Annotated in this window: 17 protein-coding genes; 14 read left to right on the top strand and 3 right to left on the bottom strand. The window is 72.1% G+C overall.

Annotation, left to right across the window (positions count from 1 at the left end; genetic code table 11):
• Nucleotides 1-55: 55 nt before the first annotated feature.
• Nucleotides 56-643 (top strand): Uma2 family endonuclease, encoded by a 588-nt coding sequence (locus DEJ51_RS10715; protein ID WP_150257392.1) that lies wholly within the window; start codon nt 56-58, stop codon nt 641-643.
• Here the strand turns inward: DEJ51_RS10715 and DEJ51_RS10710 are convergent.
• Together DEJ51_RS10710 and DEJ51_RS10705 are read right to left on the bottom strand one after the other, a co-directional pair.
• Entirely contained in the window at nt 621-1,430 is an 810-nt protein-coding gene (locus DEJ51_RS10710) for a DUF3097 domain-containing protein (RefSeq protein ID WP_150257391.1), read from the bottom strand. The genes DEJ51_RS10715 and DEJ51_RS10710 overlap by 23 nt on opposite strands.
• A 28-nt stretch (nt 1,431-1,458) precedes the next feature.
• Nucleotides 1,459-2,184, bottom strand: coding sequence for an MBL fold metallo-hydrolase (locus DEJ51_RS10705; RefSeq protein ID WP_150257390.1), 726 nt, complete (start codon nt 2,182-2,184; stop codon nt 1,459-1,461).
• A gap of 156 nt (nt 2,185-2,340) precedes the next feature.
• Between DEJ51_RS10705 and hrcA the strand changes: the two genes are divergently transcribed.
• The 12 genes from hrcA (at nt 2,341) to DEJ51_RS10645 (ending at nt 12,979) form a co-directional block, all read left to right on the top strand.
• Nucleotides 2,341-3,357, top strand: coding sequence for a heat-inducible transcriptional repressor HrcA (gene hrcA, locus DEJ51_RS10700; RefSeq protein ID WP_053703005.1), 1,017 nt, complete (start codon nt 2,341-2,343; stop codon nt 3,355-3,357).
• Nucleotides 3,358-4,497 carry a molecular chaperone DnaJ gene (dnaJ, locus tag DEJ51_RS10695; protein WP_150257389.1) on the top strand — a complete coding sequence of 380 codons (1,140 nt, stop codon included), beginning with the start codon at nt 3,358-3,360 and terminating at the stop codon, nt 4,495-4,497.
• A 156-nt stretch (nt 4,498-4,653) separates the two neighbouring features.
• Complete coding sequence (locus tag DEJ51_RS10690; RefSeq protein ID WP_150257388.1) at nt 4,654-5,745, top strand: nitronate monooxygenase; 1,092 nt, start codon at nt 4,654-4,656, stop codon at nt 5,743-5,745.
• Complete coding sequence (locus DEJ51_RS10685) at nt 5,742-6,488, top strand: 16S rRNA (uracil(1498)-N(3))-methyltransferase (RefSeq protein WP_150257387.1); 747 nt, start codon at nt 5,742-5,744, stop codon at nt 6,486-6,488. Before DEJ51_RS10690 ends, DEJ51_RS10685 begins: the two co-directional genes overlap by 4 nt.
• Nucleotides 6,489-6,607: 119 nt before the next feature.
• Nucleotides 6,608-6,967: a histidine triad nucleotide-binding protein gene (locus tag DEJ51_RS10680; RefSeq protein WP_150257386.1), complete on the top strand. Its 360-nt coding sequence runs from the start codon at nt 6,608-6,610 to the stop codon at nt 6,965-6,967.
• Between the two features lie 3 nt (nt 6,968-6,970).
• Nucleotides 6,971-7,876, top strand: a complete 906-nt coding sequence (locus DEJ51_RS10675; protein WP_150257385.1) for a ribonuclease Z — start codon at nt 6,971-6,973, stop codon at nt 7,874-7,876.
• Nucleotides 7,877-8,095: 219 nt separating this feature from the next.
• Complete coding sequence (locus DEJ51_RS10670; protein WP_223835754.1) at nt 8,096-9,190, top strand: carbohydrate kinase family protein; 1,095 nt, start codon at nt 8,096-8,098, stop codon at nt 9,188-9,190.
• 168 nt (nt 9,191-9,358) lie between these two features.
• Entirely contained in the window at nt 9,359-10,402 is a 1,044-nt protein-coding gene (locus tag DEJ51_RS10665) for a PhoH family protein (protein ID WP_150257384.1), read from the top strand.
• 13 nt (nt 10,403-10,415) lie between these two features.
• Nucleotides 10,416-10,913: an rRNA maturation RNase YbeY gene (ybeY, locus tag DEJ51_RS10660; RefSeq protein ID WP_150257383.1), complete on the top strand. Its 498-nt coding sequence runs from the start codon at nt 10,416-10,418 to the stop codon at nt 10,911-10,913.
• On the top strand, nt 10,910-12,214 hold the full coding sequence (locus tag DEJ51_RS10655) for a hemolysin family protein (protein WP_150257382.1): 1,305 nt from the start codon (nt 10,910-10,912) through the stop codon (nt 12,212-12,214). The genes ybeY and DEJ51_RS10655 overlap by 4 nt, the downstream gene beginning before the upstream one ends.
• Entirely contained in the window at nt 12,211-12,564 is a 354-nt protein-coding gene (locus DEJ51_RS10650; protein WP_150257381.1) for an MmcQ/YjbR family DNA-binding protein, read from the top strand. The genes DEJ51_RS10655 and DEJ51_RS10650 overlap by 4 nt, the downstream gene beginning before the upstream one ends.
• Before the next feature lie 58 nt (nt 12,565-12,622).
• Entirely contained in the window at nt 12,623-12,979 is a 357-nt protein-coding gene (locus DEJ51_RS10645; protein WP_150257380.1) for a cytidine deaminase, read from the top strand.
• Between the two features lie 270 nt (nt 12,980-13,249).
• Here DEJ51_RS10645 and DEJ51_RS10640 read toward each other — a convergent pair whose 3' ends face one another.
• Entirely contained in the window at nt 13,250-14,527 is a 1,278-nt protein-coding gene (locus DEJ51_RS10640; RefSeq protein WP_150257379.1) for an MFS transporter, read from the bottom strand.
• A 71-nt stretch (nt 14,528-14,598) separates the two neighbouring features.
• On the opposite strand from DEJ51_RS10640, the gene DEJ51_RS10635 reads away from it, so the two are divergent.
• A complete protein-coding gene (locus tag DEJ51_RS10635; protein ID WP_190620305.1) occupies nt 14,599-15,645 on the top strand; it encodes a GlxA family transcriptional regulator in 1,047 nt (348 codons plus the stop codon).
• The last annotated feature ends 80 nt before the right edge of the window (nt 15,646-15,725 follow it).

The following is a 15,725-nucleotide window of genomic DNA, read 5'->3' as shown; positions in this document are numbered from 1 at the left end:
TGTTCGTACGCTGCCACCGTAAGCGACGGGCGGCAGGATGCGGAGGACCACGGAGATGACCGCTGTGGATGACCGGCTGATCACGGATGCCGTCCGAGCTTTCGAGGACCTGGAGGTCCCCGAAGGCTTCAAGGCGGAGCTCCTCAGGGGGGACATCGTGATGATGGCCGGGCCCGATTGGGTCCACAACCTGATCGTCCTGCATGTGCAGAAGCAGATTCCGCTCGCCGGGTGGTATCCGGTGCAGACGCAGGACATCGCGATCCCCGGGGAGTCCTCCGAGCCGCAGCCGGACCTCGTGGTCGTCGAGCACGGTGCTTTCGACGGTCCGGGCAGGCTGGTGCCCGCCCCGGCCGTCACCTTGCTGGTCGAGGTCGTCTCCAAGAACAGCGCGAACGCCGACTACGGGATCAAGCGCTCGATGTACGCGGCCGGACGGGTCCCCGCGTATCTGATCATCGATCCGTTCGAGGCCGAGTGCCTGCTCCTGACCGAACCTGCCAGGGCAGGCGAGGACGCCGACTACACGGTCGAACGAAGGGTGAAGTTCGGCGAGCCCGTCCCTCTGGACGTCCTGGGCATCAAACTGGACACCGGCGAGTTCGGCACCCTCCCGAAGTTCAAGCGGTACCACCGACCGTGACGAAGTCGATCAGCTCCTCGACCCGGCCCAGCAGGGTCGGCTCCAGGTCCTTGTAGGACGTCACCCGGGACAGGACGTGCTGCCAGGCGGCGCCCGTGTTCTCCGGCCAGCCCAGGGCCCGGCAGACGCCCGTCTTCCAGTCCTGGCCGCGGGGGACCACCGGCCAGGCCGGGATGCCCAGGGCGGACGGCTTCACGGCCTGCCAGACGTCCACGTACGGGTGGCCCACGACCAGCACGTCCGGCGAGGTCACCTGCGCCGCGATACGGGACTCCTTCGAGCCCGGAACGAGGTGGTCGACCAGGACGCCGAGGCGGGCGTCGGCGGCCGGTGCGAAGTCGGCCACGACGGCCGGGAGGTCGTCGATGCCCTCCAGGTACTCCACCACCACGCCCTCGATCCGCAGGTCGTCACCCCAGACCCGCTCCACCAGTTCCGCGTCGTGCCGGCCCTCCACGTAGATCCGGCCCGCCCGCGCCACCCGCGCCCGCGCCCCGGGCACGGCGATCGACCCCGAAGCCGTACGGGCCGGCGCCGCCGGGCCCCGGGGCGGACGGACCAGGGTGACCACGGCGCCGTCCAGCAGGAAGGCGCGCGGCTCCATGGGGAACACCCGGCGCTTGCCGAAGCGGTCCTCCAGGGTCACCGTGCCCGCCTCGCAGGCCACCACCGCGCCGCAGAAGTCCGTACCAGCCACCTCGACCACCAGATCGGGTTCCGCCGCCACCTCCGGCACGGCCTTGGGTCGCTTCCACTGCGGGGTCAGGTCGGGGGAGTACTCGCGCATCCGGCCGACAGTAGGAGAGTCGCGTGCGTCACGCCTCCGACACGCCGAAACGGGCCGCCAGTGTGGCGCGTTGGGCACGGACGAACTCCGCCCCGACCACCGCTCCGTGACCCGGCACGTACAGTGCGTCGTCCCCGCCCAGCGACAGCAGGCGGTCCAGGGCCGCGGGCCACTGCCCCACCACGGCGTCCAGACCCACCGAGGGCTCCCCCGACTCCTCGACGAGGTCCCCGCAGAAGACCACCTCGCGCTCGCCCGGCACGAAGACGGCGAGGTCGTGCCCGGTGTGTCCGGGCCCCACGTTGGCCAGCAGCACCTGTACGCCGCCCAGTTCCAGCGTCCACTCGCCCGACACCTCGTGCCGGGGCGGCACGAGCAGGTCCACGGCCTGTGCCGCCTCCTGCGCCGCGAGCCCGTGCCGTACGGCGTCCTCGCGCAGCTCCTCACGGCCCGTCGACAGCAGTGCGGCCAGCCCGACCGCCCCGAACACCTCGGCCCCGGCGAAGGCGGCCCCGCCCAGGACATGATCGAAATGACCGTGCGTGAATGCGATATGGGTCACGCGCCGGCCCGTCAGCCGCTCCGCCTCGGCCCGCACCTGCGCGCCCTCGCGGACACACGAACCGGGGTCGATCAGAAGGACCGAATCCTTGCCCACCACCAGTCCCACGGTGCAGTCCCACACCGGCAGCCGCCGCCGGCCGACCCGTCCGGTCAGCCGTTCCCAGCCGGACTCTTCCCAACGCACGTCCATACCGCGACGCTACCCTGGCGGGCCTCCCTTGCCAGGGGCTTACCGCCCGGCCGTACACTGAGCGGGGGCTCTCTGGCACTCGGACGATCAGAGTGCCAGACCACAGGGCAGAACACGGCAGAACACGGCAACGGATCACAGCTGGAGGTGTGCGCGATGCTCAGCGAACGCAGACTCGAAGTGCTGCGCGCCATCGTCCAGGACTACGTCGGGACGGAGGAGCCGGTCGGCTCCAAGGCGCTCACGGAGCGGCACCGGCTCGGCGTCTCGCCCGCCACCGTGCGCAACGACATGGCCGTGCTGGAGGAAGAGGGCTACATCGCCCAGCCCCACACCAGCGCCGGCCGGATCCCCACCGACAAGGGCTACCGGCTCTTCGTCGACAAGCTGGCGGGGGTCAAACCGCTGTCGTCGCCAGAGCGCCGGGCCATCCAGAACTTCCTCGACGGCGCCGTCGACCTCGACGACGTGGTCGGCCGCACGGTCCGGCTGCTCGCGCAGCTCACCCGGCAGGTCGCGGTCGTCCAGTACCCGAGCCTGACCCGGTCGACCGTCCGGCACGTGGAGCTGCTCTCGCTCGCTCCCGCGCGCCTGATGCTCGTACTGATCACGGACACCGGGCGGGTCGAGCAGCGGCTCGTCGACTGCCCGAGCCCCTTCGGGGAGACGTCGCTGGCGGACCTGCGGGCCCGGCTCAACAGCCGGGTCGTCGGGCGCCGCTTCACCGACGTGCCCCCGCTCGTCCAGGACCTCCCCGAATCCTTCGAGGCCGAGGACCGCGGCACGGTCTCCACCGTGCTCGCGACACTCCTCGAAACCCTGGTCGAGGAAGCCGAAGAGCGGCTGATGATCGGCGGTACCGCCAATCTCACCCGCTTCGGACACGATTTTCCCCTGACGATCAGGCCGGTGCTCGAAGCGCTGGAGGAGCAGGTCGTGCTCCTCAAGCTGCTGGGCGAGGCCAACGAGTCGGGAATGGCCGTACGGATCGGGCATGAGAACGCCTACGAGGGACTGAACTCCACGTCGGTCGTCTCGGTCGGTTACGGTTCGGGCGGCGAAGCAGTCGCCAAACTCGGCGTGGTCGGACCGACCCGCATGGACTACCCCGGAACGATGGGAGCGGTACGCGCAGTGGCACGTTACGTCGGACAGATCCTGGCGGAGTCGTAAGTGGCCACGGACTACTACGCCGTTCTCGGCGTGCGCCGCGACGCATCGCAGGACGAGATCAAGAAGGCCTTCCGGCGCCTCGCGCGTGAACTCCACCCGGATGTGAATCCGGATCCGAAGACGCAGGAGCGCTTCAAGGAGATCAACGCGGCCTACGAGGTGCTCTCGGACCCGCAGAAGAAGCAGGTCTACGACCTCGGCGGCGACCCGCTGTCCTCCTCGGGCGGTGGCGGCGGAGCGGGCGGCTTCGGAGCGGGTGGCTTCGGCAACTTCTCCGACATCATGGACGCCTTCTTCGGCCAGGCCTCGCAGCGCGGCCCGCGCTCGCGGACCCGGCGCGGCCAGGACGCGATGATCCGCCTGGACCTGGAACTGGACGAGGCGGCCTTCGGGACCACCAAGGACATCCAGGTCGACACGGCCGTCGTCTGCAACACCTGCTCCGGCGAGGGCGCCGCCCCCGGCACCTCGGCGCAGACCTGTGACATGTGCCGCGGCCGCGGAGAGGTCTCGCAGGTCACCCGGTCCTTCCTGGGCCAGGTCATGACCTCGCGCCCCTGCCCGCAGTGCCAGGGCTTCGGCACCGTGGTCCCGACCCCGTGCCACGAGTGCGCGGGCGACGGCCGGGTCCGCTCCCGCCGCAGCCTCACGGTCAAGATCCCCGCGGGCGTCGAGAACGGCACCCGGATCCAGCTCGCGGGCGAGGGCGAGGTCGGCCCCGGCGGCGGCCCCGCCGGCGACCTGTACGTGGAGATCCACGAGCTGGCGCACCCGACCTTCCAGCGGCGCGGGGACGACCTGCACTGCACGGTCACCATCCCGATGACGGCGGCCGCACTGGGCACCAAGTGCCCGCTGGAGACGCTCGACGGGCTGGAGGAGATCGACATCCGGCCCGGCACCGGGTCCGGACAGGCGATCCCGCTGCACGGGCGGGGCGTCACCCACCTGCGCGGCGGCGGCCGCGGTGACCTCATCGTGCACGTCGAGGTCACCACCCCGGGCAAGCTGGACGCCCAGCAGGAGGAGCTGCTCCGCCAGCTGGCGAAGCTGCGGGGCGAAGAGCGGCCGATGGGTCAGTTCGCGCCGGGTCAGCAGGGTCTCTTCAGCCGTCTGAAGGACGCGTTCAACGGTCGCTGACCGACCGCGATCCGCCGTCACGAGCCCGGCCTGGGGATTCCCCGGCCGGGCTCGTCGCATGACTTTGGTGACGGCCGGAGAAAGGCCGGGAAGCGGACCGTGCCAGGCGAATGCCGTGATTCGGCCCCCTGCCCGGGACGTGGCACGATGCAGTCCATGTCCTCGGCACCGAACGGTCTCTCCCCGTACCCGATCGTGCAGGCTCCCATGGCGGGCGGCGCCTCCTGCCCCGCCCTCGCCGCCGCGGTGTGCGAGGCGGGCGGACTGGGCTTCCTGGCCGGCGGCTACAAGACCGCCGACGGGATGTACCAGGAGATCAAGCAGGTACGCGCGCTGACCCGGCGCCGCTTCGGCGTCAACCTCCTGATGCCGCAGACCGGTTACGTCGATCCGGCCGCCGTGGAGGCCTACCGCGGGCAGCTGGCGGGCGAGGCGAGCTGGTACGAGATCTCGCTCGCCGAAGAGGACATCATCGGCACCAGCGACGACGGCTACGACGCCAAGCTCGCCATCCTCCTCGAAGACCCGGTCCCGGTGGTGTCGTTCACCTTCGGCTGTCCCGCCTTCGCGGCCCTCGCGGCCCTGCGCAAGGCCGGTACGTACACCGTCGTCACGGTGACCTCCGTCGAGGAGGCCCGCAGCGCCCAGCACGCGGGCGCGGACGCGGTCTGCGTCCAGGGCGCCGAGGCCGGCGGTCACCAGGGCACCCACCGGGACGACCCGCAGATCGACGGTACGGCGACCGTGGGTCTCCTCGCGCTCGTGGCCCAGGTACGGGAGGCCGTGGCACTCCCGATCATCGCGGCGGGCGGCGTCATGCGCGGCTCGCAGATCACGGCCCTGCTGGCCGCGGGCGCCGAGTCGGCGCAGCTCGGGACGGCCTTCCTGGCCTGCCCGGAATCGGGGGCGGAGCCGGTCCACAAGAAGGCGCTGACGGACCCGCTGTTCGTCCGCACCGAGCTGACCCGGGCCTTCTCCGGCCGGCCGGCCAGAGGGCTGGTGAACCGCTTCATGCGCGAGCACGGACCGTACGCCCCGGCCGCCTATCCGCAGGTCCACCACCTGACCTCGGGGCTGCGCAAGGCCGCCGCCGCGGCCGGGGACCCACAGGGCATGGCCCTGTGGGCGGGCCAGGGGCACCGGCTGGCGCGGCCGCTGCCGGCGGGGGAACTGGTGGAGGTGCTGACGGCCGAACTGGTCGAGGCACAGAGCACGTTGAAGGCAAGGCAGATGAGGAGTGCGTCATGACCGCCCCGGTTTTCGTGGTGGAAGAGGTCCCCGCGGGGCCGGAGTTCGTCCTGGACGGCCCGGAGGGCCGGCACGCGGTGTCGGTGAAACGCCTGAACCCGGGCGAGGACGTGGTCCTCACGGACGGGCGCGGCCACTGGGCGGAGGGCGTGGTCAAGGCTGCCGAGGGCAAGGACCGGCTGGTCGTCATGGACCTGAACTCCATTGCGGAGGAGCCGGAGCCGGACGTCCGGATCACAGTGGTCCAGGCCCTGCCCAAGGGGGACCGGGGCGAGCTGGCCGTCGAGACGATGACCGAGACCGGTGTGGACGCGATCGTGCCCTGGCAGGCCTCGCGCTGCATCACCCAGTGGCGCGGTGACCGCGGGGCCAAGTCCCTGGCCAAGTGGCGGGCCACGGCCCGGGAGGCGGGCAAGCAGTCCCGCCGGGTGCGTTTCCCCGACGTGGCCGAGGCCATGACCACCAAGCAGGTCGCGGCGCTGCTGGCCGGCGCCGACCTGGCGATCGTGCTCCACGAGGACCGCGACACCCCGTCCGGGGCGCTGGCCACCGCCGAGCTCCCGAAGGCCGGTTCCGTGGTGCTGGTGGTCGGTCCGGAGGGCGGGGTCTCGCCGGAGGAACTGGCGGTCTTCGCCGAGGCCGGCGCCCATCCCTGCCGCCTGGGCCGCTCGGTGCTGCGCACCTCCACGGCGGGTACGGCGGCGGTCGCCGTCCTGCTGGCCCGCACGGGCCGCTGGTCCTGACGGCCCGATCGGCCCGTCCGGCCCGGGGACTTCGGCCCGACGGGCCGAAATGCCCGCCCGCGGCGGGCGTCCGGCTGGATACGATGCCCGGACCGATCAACGTCACGGGAGGCTAAGCAATGGCCGGGGAACCGCAGGCCGACTGCCTGTTCTGCAAGATCGTCGCGGGGCAGATCCCCGCGACCGTGGTACGGGAGACCGAGACCACGGTCGCCTTCCGGGACATCAACCCGCAGGCGCCCACACACGTGCTCGTCATCCCCAAGGTGCACTACCCCGACGCGGCCTCCCTCGCCGCGGCCGAGCCGGGCGTGGCCGCCGACATACTGCGCGAGGCCGGCCAGGTCGCCCTCGACGAGAAGATCGTCGAACACGGCTACCGGACCGTGTTCAACACCGGCTCCGGAGCCGGCCAGACCGTCTTCCACGCCCACGCGCACGTCCTCGGCGGCCGCGGCCTCCAGTGGCCCCCCGGATAGCACGTGTCCGTACGAGAGTTCGTGGTGCTGGGCACCGCCAGCCAGGTGCCCACCCGCCACCGCAACCACAACGGCTACCTCCTGCGCTGGGACGGCGAGGGCATCCTCTTCGACCCGGGCGAGGGCACCCAGCGCCAGATGCTGCGCGCCGGGGTGGCCGCGCACGACATCGACCGGATCTGCATCACCCACTTCCACGGTGACCACAGCCTCGGCCTCGCCGGGGTGATCCAGCGGATCAACCTCGACCAGGTCCCGCACCCGGTCACCGCGCACTACCCGGCCTCGGGGCAGAAGTTCTTCGACCGGCTGCGCTACGCCACGGCCTACCGGGAGACCGTCCCGCTCCGCGAGGAGCCGGTGGCGCGGGACGGCACGCTGGCCCAGGGGTCCTCGTACGTCCTGGAGGCCCGGCTGCTCTCGCACCCGGTCGAGTCCTTCGGCTACCGGATCACCGAACCCGACGGGCGCCGCATGGTGCCCGAGCTGCTCGCGCGGCACGGGATCAAGGGGCCCGACGTGGGCCGGATCCAGCGTGAGGGGCGGCTCGGGGCGGTCACCCTGGACGAGGTCAGCGAGCCCAGGCCCGGGCAGCGGTTCGCCTTCGTCATGGACACCCGGCTGTGCCCCGGCGTGGACGCGCTGGCCGAGGGCTGCGACATGCTGGTGATCGAGTCGACCTTCCTCGACGAGGACGAACGGCTGGCCACCGACCACGGGCACCTGACCGTAGGCCAGGCGGCACGGGTGGCGCGGGACGCGGGCGTACGGCACCTGGTGCTGACGCACTTCTCGCAGCGCTACACCGACCCGGCCGAGTTCGAGCGCCAGGCCCGCGCGGCCGGCTTCGAGGGCGAGCTCACGGTCGCCGCGGACCTGGTACGGGTGCCGCTGCCCAAGCGGGGCTGACGATGGCCGGGTCCGGGCCTGCCCGGACCCGGCCGCACCGGCAGCGCCCCGGGGCGGGCCCGGCGCGCGTGAGCCGGGCGGTCCGCGAGCGGAGGGCCTTCCGGGGGTGATCTGGGCCACACTGGGTTTTGGTCCCGGCCGACACGGGCAGGGCTGCCAGCTTTCCACGGGAAAACGTCATCCAGAAACGGGCCTTCGAGAAACAACGGGGAGATCGCCGTGACCGACCGGGACTACGAGATCCGCGCAGCAGCGGTGGACCCGCTCGGTCCGCTGCGTGACCCCCAGGAACCCGGCTGTGACGTCTTCCTGACCGGAACGGTCTTCCTCGACATCATCTTCACCGGCCTCGACTCGGCCCCCGTGCGCGGTACGGAGTCCTGGGCGCGCGGCATGGGCTCCAGCCCCGGCGGCGTCGCCAACATGGCCACGGCCCTGGCCCGGCTCGGTCTGCGGACCTCACTGGCCGCCGCCTTCGGGGACGACCACTACGGCGAGTACTGCTGGGACGCCCTCGAACAGGGCGAGGGCATCGACCTGTCCATGTCGCACACCATTCCCGGCTGGCACAGCCCCGTCACCGTCTCGATGGCCTACGAGGGCGAGCGCACCATGGTCTCGCACGGCCACGAGGCTCCCCCGCCGGCGGGCTCCGGGCCCTTCCCGCAGTGCCCGCCCCGGGCCCGCGCGGCCGTGGCCGCACTGGGACCCGGCCGCGGCGAGGAGTGGATCGGCGAGGCCGCCCGGCGCGGCTCGCGGATCTTCGCCGACGTGGGATGGGACGAGAGCGGCCGGTGGGACCTGCGCGCCCTGGCCGACCTGGAGCACTGCGAGGCCTTCCTGCCGAACGCGGGCGAGGCGATGCGCTACACCCGGACCGACTGCCCCAGAGCCGCGGCCCGGGCCCTGGCCGAGAAGGTGCCGATCGCCGTGGTGACGATGGGCGCGGAGGGCTCGTACGCGGTGGACGGGCGCACCGGGGAGACCGCGCACGTCCCCGGGATCACGGTGGACGAGCTGGATCCGACGGGCGCGGGCGACGTCTACGTGGCGGGTTTCGTGACCGGCACCCTCGCGGGCTGGCCGCTCGCGGACCGCCTGGCCTTCGCCGGGCTGACGGCGGCCCTGTCGGTGCAGGAGTTCGGCGGCTCCCTCTCGGCCCCGGGCTGGCCGGAGGTGGCCCACTGGTGGCAGGCGGCCCCGCAGGAGCTGCGCGGCCGGTACGGCTTCCTGGACGACCTGATCCCGCCGAGCGGGGCTCCGGCGGCCCGGCGCAGGGCCGTACCGACGATCGGCTTCCGGCACCCGGCGTAGGCCTTCCCTTCCGGACCGTTCCGGGCCCGCTCTGACCGCCACGTCGTCGGGGCCGGGCGGTAAAACCTCTCGGGGAAGCAGCGGCGGAGACGTACGCTTGGTACTCCGGAGGTCGTCGATCGGCGCGGCCCCTCAGCGGGAGGTATGCGCAGGCCACAGTGCCGGCCCATGACTCAGACACCGACAGCCCACATCCCTGCGCCGGGGCAGGCGCGAGCCCACTTCACCGTCCCGGCCACGCACCCGATGGTGACCGTGCTCGGCTCGGGCGACGCCCTGTTGCGCGTGATCGAGAAGGCCTTCCCGAAGGCCGACATCCATGTTCGGGGCAATCAGGTCAGCGCGATCGGTGAAGCGGCGGAAGTCGCCCTGATCCAGCGGCTTTTCGACGAGATGATGCTGGTGCTCCGCACCGGGCAGCCGATGACGGAGGACGCAGTGGAACGCTCGATCGCCATGCTCAAGGCGAGCGGCAACGGCAACGGCGACGGGCCTGCCGAGACGCCCGCGGAGGTGCTCACCCAGAACATCCTCTCCAGCCGCGGCCGCACCATCCGCCCCAAGACCCTCAACCAGAAGCGGTACGTCGACGCGATCGACAAGAACACGATCGTCTTCGGCATCGGCCCCGCCGGTACCGGCAAGACCTACCTGGCCATGGCCAAGGCCGTCCAGGCCCTCCAGTCCAAGCAGGTCAGCCGGATCATCCTGACCAGGCCCGCCGTCGAGGCAGGGGAACGGCTCGGCTTCCTCCCGGGCACCCTCTTCGACAAGATCGACCCGTACCTGCGGCCGCTCTACGACGCGCTCCACGACATGATCGACCCCGACTCGATCCCGCGCCTGATGGCGGCGGGCACGATCGAGGTGGCGCCGCTGGCCTACATGAGGGGTCGCACCCTCAACGAGGCCTTCGTCGTGCTCGACGAGGCGCAGAACACGACCGCCGAGCAGATGAAGATGTTCCTGACCCGGCTCGGTTTCGACTCGAAGATCGTCGTCACCGGTGACGTCACGCAGATCGACCTGCCGGGCGGCGCCAGGAGCGGTCTGCGGGAGGTCCAGAAGATCCTCGAAGGAGTCCCGGACATCCACTTCTCGCGGCTCACGTCCGAGGATGTCGTCCGGCACAAGCTGGTCGGCCGTATCGTCGACGCGTACGAGAAGTACGACGACGGCCAGCAGGCCGCGAACGGCCACCAGCGGAAGTAGAACCCAGCGCACCATGTCGATCGACGTCAACAACGAGTCCGGAACCGAGGTCGACGAGCAGGCGATCCTCGACATCGCCCGTTACGCGCTCACCCGGATGCGGATCCACCCGCTCTCCGAGCTCTCCGTCATCGTCATCGACGAGGACGCCATGGAGCAGCTCCACATCCAGTGGATGGATCTGCCCGGCCCGACCGACGTCATGTCCTTCCCGATGGACGAGCTCCGTCCGCCGGCCAAGGACGACGAGGAGCCCCCGCAGGGGCTCCTCGGCGACATCGTGCTCTGCCCGGAGGTCGCCAAGCGGCAGGGCGAGGAAGCCCCGACGCAGCACTCCATGGACGAGGAGCTCCAGCTCCTGACCGTCCACGGAGTGCTGCACCTGCTCGGCTACGACCACGAGGAGCCGGACGAGAAGGCCGAGATGTTCGGCCTCCAGGCGGCCATCGTCGACGGCTGGCGCGGCGAGCGCGGTATGACCGGCCCGTCCCCGGCACCGACCGTCTCGTGAACGCCCCGCAGCTGATCACCGGTGCGGTACTGCTCGTGGTCGTGGCCTGGTTCGCGGCCTGCGCGGAGTCCGGCATCGCCCGCATCTCCAGCTTCCGTGCCGAGCAGGCCGTGCGGGAGGGCCGGCGCGGCAGCGAGAAGCTCGCCCAGGTCGCCGGCGACCCCACCCGTTACCTGAACGTGGCCCTGCTCGTCCGGGTCACCTGCGAGATGGCGGCAGGGGTGCTCGTCACCTACGTCTGCCTCGACGAGTTCGGCGAGAACTGGACCGCGCTGCTCGTGGCCATCGCCGTCATGGTGCTCGTCTCCTTCGTCGCCGTGGGCGTCTCCCCGCGCACGATCGGCCGCCAGCACCCGCTGAACACGGCGACCGCGGCCGCGTACGTCCTCGTACCGCTGGCCCGGATCATGGGGCCGATCCCGCAGCTGCTGATCCTCATCGGCAACGCGCTCACGCCCGGCAAGGGATTCCGCAAGGGGCCCTTCGCCTCCGAGGCCGAGCTGCGCGCGATGGTGGACCTCGCGGAGAAGGAGTCGCTGATCGAGGACGACGAGCGCCGCATGGTGCACCAGGTCTTCGAGCTCGGTGACACGCTGGTGCGCGAGGTGATGGTGCCGCGCACCGACCTCGTCTGCATCGAGCGGTACAAGACGGTCCGTCAGGCGACCACGCTCGCGCTGCGCTCCGGCTTCTCCCGCATCCCGGTGACCGGGGAGAACGAGGACGACATAGTCGGGATCGTCTATCTGAAGGACCTGGTCCGCAAGACGCACATCAGCCGGGAGGCCGAGGCCGACCTGGTCTCGACCGCGATGCGGCCGGCCGTCTTCGTGCCGGACACCAAGAACGCGGGCGATCTGCTGCGCGAGATGCAGCAGGTGCGCAACCACGTGGCCGTCGTGATCGACGAGTACGGCGGCACGGCCGGGATCGTCACCATCGAGGACATCCTCGAAGAGATCGTCGGCGAGATCACCGACGAGTACGACCGGGAGCTCCCGCCGGTCGAGGACCTCGGCGAGGACCGCTACCGGGTCACCGCGCGCCTCGACATCACCGACCTCGGTGAGCTGTTCAAGGTCGAGGCCTTCGACGACGAGGACGTGGAGACGGTCGGCGGGCTGCTGGCGAAGGCACTGGGGCGGGTGCCGATCGCCGGCGCCTCCTCGGTGGTGGAGCTGCCGGACGGGCGTCCGCTGCGGCTGACCGCCGAATCCCCGGCGGGCCGGCGGAACAAGATCGTGACAGTCCTGGTGGAGCCGGTGGCCGCGGCGGAGACCGCGGGGGAGGAGGGGGAATGACCCCGGAGCAACTGCGTGCGTTCTGCCTGGACTTCAACGCCGCGGTGGAGGAGTTCCCGTTCACGCCCGAGACCTCGGTGTTCAAGGTGCTGGGCAAGGTGTTCGCGCTGTCGGCGCTGGACGCGGAGCCGCTGAAGGTCAACCTGAAGTGCGACCCGGAGCTGGCGGTGCGGCTGCGCGAGGAGCACGAGGCGATCGTGCCGGGCTACCACATGAACAAGAGGCACTGGAACACGGTGACGGTGGGCGGGGTACCCGACGCGATGCTGCGCGAGCTCGTCGAGGACTCCTACGACCTGGTGGTGGCGGGCCTGCCGAGGGCGGAGCGGCTGAGGCTCGACCGGCCCTGATCGGGGCCGGGCGGGGTCGTTGCGCGGCCGGGCGGGGCGGCTCCCTATGCTTTCGCCCATGACCGACAGCACCGGGATCGACCCCGAGGACAGCAAGATCATCACGCTGGCGCGCAGCGCCCGGGCCCGTAACGCGGTGCCCGAGGGGGCGGCGGTGCGGGACGAGACGGGCCGCACCTACGTCGCCGGGACGGTGGAGCTCGACTCCCTGAAGCTGAGCGCGCTGCAGACCGCGGTCGCGATGGCGGTGGCGAGCGGGGCGCGGTCCCTGGAGGCCGCCGCCGTCGTGAGCGCGGCAGAGGCTCCGGCCGCGGCCGACCGCGCGGCCGTCCGTGACCTCGGTGGCCCGGACACCCCGGTCCTCCTCGCCGCCCCGGACGGCACCCTGAAGTCGACGACCCCGGCCGGCCCCTAGCCTCCCGGCGGGGTGCGCACTGCCGACCCCGGCGGGGCGCCATCCGGCCCTGGCCGAGCCACGTCCGGCCTCCCCGGCCCATCCCGGCCACCTTCAGCCCCGCCGGCGTCTGAGGCGCGGGGCCTGGGGCAGCGCCCCAGGAAACCCGGCTCCGCCGGGCACCGGGCTCCGCCCGGAACCCGCGCCTCAAACGCCGGCGGGGCTGGATGTGGCTCGGGCCTCGAACGCCGGCGCGAGCAGGGCGGGGTTGTCGGCCGCCCCGCCGGGAGGCTAGCGGCGGCGGATGGTCATCGCCATCAGGGCGGCCATCGCGCACAGCGCGCCCGAGGCGTACCAGACGGTGTCGTACGAGCCGGTGAGGTCGCGGGTCAGGCCGCCCAGGAAGGCCACCCCCGCCGCGCCGATCTGGTGCGAGGCGAGGACCCAGCCGAAGACGATCGCACCGTCGTCCCCGTAGTGCTCCCGGCACAGGGCGATCGTCGGCGGGACGGTCGCGACCCAGTCCAGGCCGTAGAAGACGATGAAGAAGAGCAGCGGCGGCCGCACCGACGGCGCCAGCAGCATCGGCAGGAAGAGCAGCGAGACCCCGCGCAGGGCGTAGTAGACGGCCAGCAGCCGACGTGAGTCGAAGCGGTCCGTGAGCCAGCCCGAGGCCACCGTGCCGATCACGTCGAACACGCCGACCACCGCGAGCAGCCCCGCGGCCGCCGTCACCGGCATGCCGTGGTCGTGGGCGGCGGGCACGAAGTGGGTCTTGACCAGGCCGCTGGTCGAGGCGCCGCAGATCGCGAAGGTACCTGCCAGCAGCCAGAACGGGCCGGTCCGGGCCGCGTCGAGGAGCACGCGCAGTGCGCGCCGGGCCGCGCCGGGGACCGGGGCCGGCTTCTGAGCGTACGTCCCGCCGTAGGGCGCGAGCCCCACGTCCGCCGGATGGTCGCGCATCAGCAGCCACGCGAAGGGGGCGACCGCCAGGGCCGACAGGGAGACCGTCACCGTGGCCGGGCGCCAGCCGTGGTGGTCGACCAGCCAGGCCAGCAGCGGCAGGAAGACCAGCTGGCCGGAGGCGCCGGCCGCGGTCAGGATGCCGGTGACCAGGCCGCGCCGGGCGGTGAACCAGCGGCCCGTCACCGTCGCCGCGAAGGCCAGGGCCATGGAGCCGCTGCCCAGCCCGACGAGGACGCCCCAGAACAGCACGAGCTGCCAGGGCGCGGTCATCCACACCGTGGCCAGTGAGCCCGAGGCGATCACGAGCAGGGCCAGGGCGACGACCCGGCGGATACCGAAGCGGTCCATCAGGGCTGCGGCGAAGGGGGCGGTGAGCCCGTACAGCGCGAGGTTGACGGAGACGGCGAAGCCGATGGTCGCGCGCGACCACGCGAACTCCGCGTGCAGTGGCTCGATGAGCAGTCCGGGGAGGGAGGCGAAGCCGGCCGCGCCGATGATCGTCACGAAGGCGACGGCGGCGACGAACCAGGCGCGGTGGATGCGGGGAGACCGGCGCGGGTGGCGGCGGTCCACGGGAGCGGAGGCAGCGGCTGTCTGGGGCACGCGGACAGCTTCCGGCCGGCGGGGGACCGTACGATAGTGGCTTGACTGTCATGCTTCGCTACGATCGGGCCATGGAGTCGGAGAAGTCGCAGAGGCGGGCACACCGGGTCGTCGTCCTCGCCCTCGCCGGGCTGTTGCCCTTCGAGCTCGGTATCCCGCACCGGATCTTCGGGCGGGCCAAGGACCCGGCCGGGCAGCCGCTCTACGAGATCCTCACGTGCGGGCTCGTGCCGGGGCCGGTGCGCACCGACGCCGACTTCGCGATCCAGGTCGAGCACGGCCCGGAACTGCTGGCGACCGCCGACACGGTGGTGGTGCCGGCCTCGTACGAGCTGGGGTCGGCGCACGAGGAGGGCCGGCTGAGCGAGGAGCTCGCGGCGGCCCTCGCCCACATCCGGCCCGGCACCCGGCTCGTCTCGATCTGCACGGGCGGCTACGTGCTCGCCGCGGCCGGGTACCTGGACGGCCGCCCCGCCACCACGCACTGGGCCTCCGCCGAGCACTTCCAGCGGCTCTTCCCGGCCGTCAGGGTCGACCCGGACGTGCTCTACACCGACGACGGGGACGTGCTGACCTCGGCCGGAGTCGCCGCCGGCATCGACCTGTGCCTGCACATCGTGCGCCGTGACCACGGGACGGCCGTGGCCAACGAGGTGGCCCGGCGGACCGTCGTGCCGCCCCACCGGGAGGGCGGGCAGGCGCAGTTCGTCGCGCGCCCGTTGCCGGAGCCGCAGCTCGCGACCACCACGGCGGCCCGCGCGTGGGTGCTGGACCGGCTGCACGAGCCGCTCCGGCTGAGCGACCTCGCCCGGCAGGAGGCCATGTCGGTACGGACCTTCACGCGCCGGTTCCGCGAGGAGTCGGGCGTCAGCCCCGGCCAGTGGATCGTCGGCCGGCGGGTGGAGCGGGCCCGGCAGCTGCTGGAGCAGACGGAGCTGCCGATGGAGCGGGTGGCCCGGGACAGCGGCTTCGGTACGGCCCAGTCCCTGCGCAAGCACGTGCAGGCGGCGCTGGGTGTGAGCCCGACGGCCTACCGGCGCACCTTCCGGGCGGCAGCCGGGACGGGCAACCTGCCATCTCCTGATGGGCCATCAGTTGCTGCCGGGCCCGCGCATTGACTTCTCCCGCCCCCCGCTCGTGAATGGCCCCCTGCGCCGGGCTCGGGCGCGCGGGAACCCAGGGGGCGGGCAGTGCGGAC

The sequence above is a fragment of the Streptomyces venezuelae genome, assembly GCF_008642275.1.
GTDB classification, from domain to species: Bacteria; Actinomycetota; Actinomycetes; order Streptomycetales; family Streptomycetaceae; genus Streptomyces; species Streptomyces venezuelae_E.
This window is presented reverse-complemented; position numbering and strand designations above follow the sequence as displayed.

What these genes read in the sequence shown, in the direction of transcription:
- DEJ51_RS10715 (WP_150257392.1), top strand. Translation starts at nt 56, where the DNA reads ATGACCGCTGTGGATGACCGGCTGATCACGGATGCCGTCCGAGCTTTC.
- DEJ51_RS10710 (WP_150257391.1), bottom strand. Translation starts at nt 1,430, where the DNA reads ATGCGCGAGTACTCCCCCGACCTGACCCCGCAGTGGAAGCGACCCAAG.
- DEJ51_RS10705 (WP_150257390.1), bottom strand. Translation starts at nt 2,184, where the DNA reads ATGGACGTGCGTTGGGAAGAGTCCGGCTGGGAACGGCTGACCGGACGG.
- hrcA (WP_053703005.1), top strand. Translation starts at nt 2,341, where the DNA reads ATGCTCAGCGAACGCAGACTCGAAGTGCTGCGCGCCATCGTCCAGGAC.
- DEJ51_RS10690 (WP_150257388.1), top strand. Translation starts at nt 4,654, where the DNA reads ATGTCCTCGGCACCGAACGGTCTCTCCCCGTACCCGATCGTGCAGGCT.
- DEJ51_RS10685 (WP_150257387.1), top strand. Translation starts at nt 5,742, where the DNA reads ATGACCGCCCCGGTTTTCGTGGTGGAAGAGGTCCCCGCGGGGCCGGAG.
- DEJ51_RS10680 (WP_150257386.1), top strand. Translation starts at nt 6,608, where the DNA reads ATGGCCGGGGAACCGCAGGCCGACTGCCTGTTCTGCAAGATCGTCGCG.
- DEJ51_RS10665 (WP_150257384.1), top strand. Translation starts at nt 9,359, where the DNA reads ATGACTCAGACACCGACAGCCCACATCCCTGCGCCGGGGCAGGCGCGA.
- ybeY (WP_150257383.1), top strand. Translation starts at nt 10,416, where the DNA reads ATGTCGATCGACGTCAACAACGAGTCCGGAACCGAGGTCGACGAGCAG.
- DEJ51_RS10650 (WP_150257381.1), top strand. Translation starts at nt 12,211, where the DNA reads ATGACCCCGGAGCAACTGCGTGCGTTCTGCCTGGACTTCAACGCCGCG.
- DEJ51_RS10645 (WP_150257380.1), top strand. Translation starts at nt 12,623, where the DNA reads ATGACCGACAGCACCGGGATCGACCCCGAGGACAGCAAGATCATCACG.
- DEJ51_RS10635 (WP_190620305.1), top strand. Translation starts at nt 14,599, where the DNA reads ATGGAGTCGGAGAAGTCGCAGAGGCGGGCACACCGGGTCGTCGTCCTC.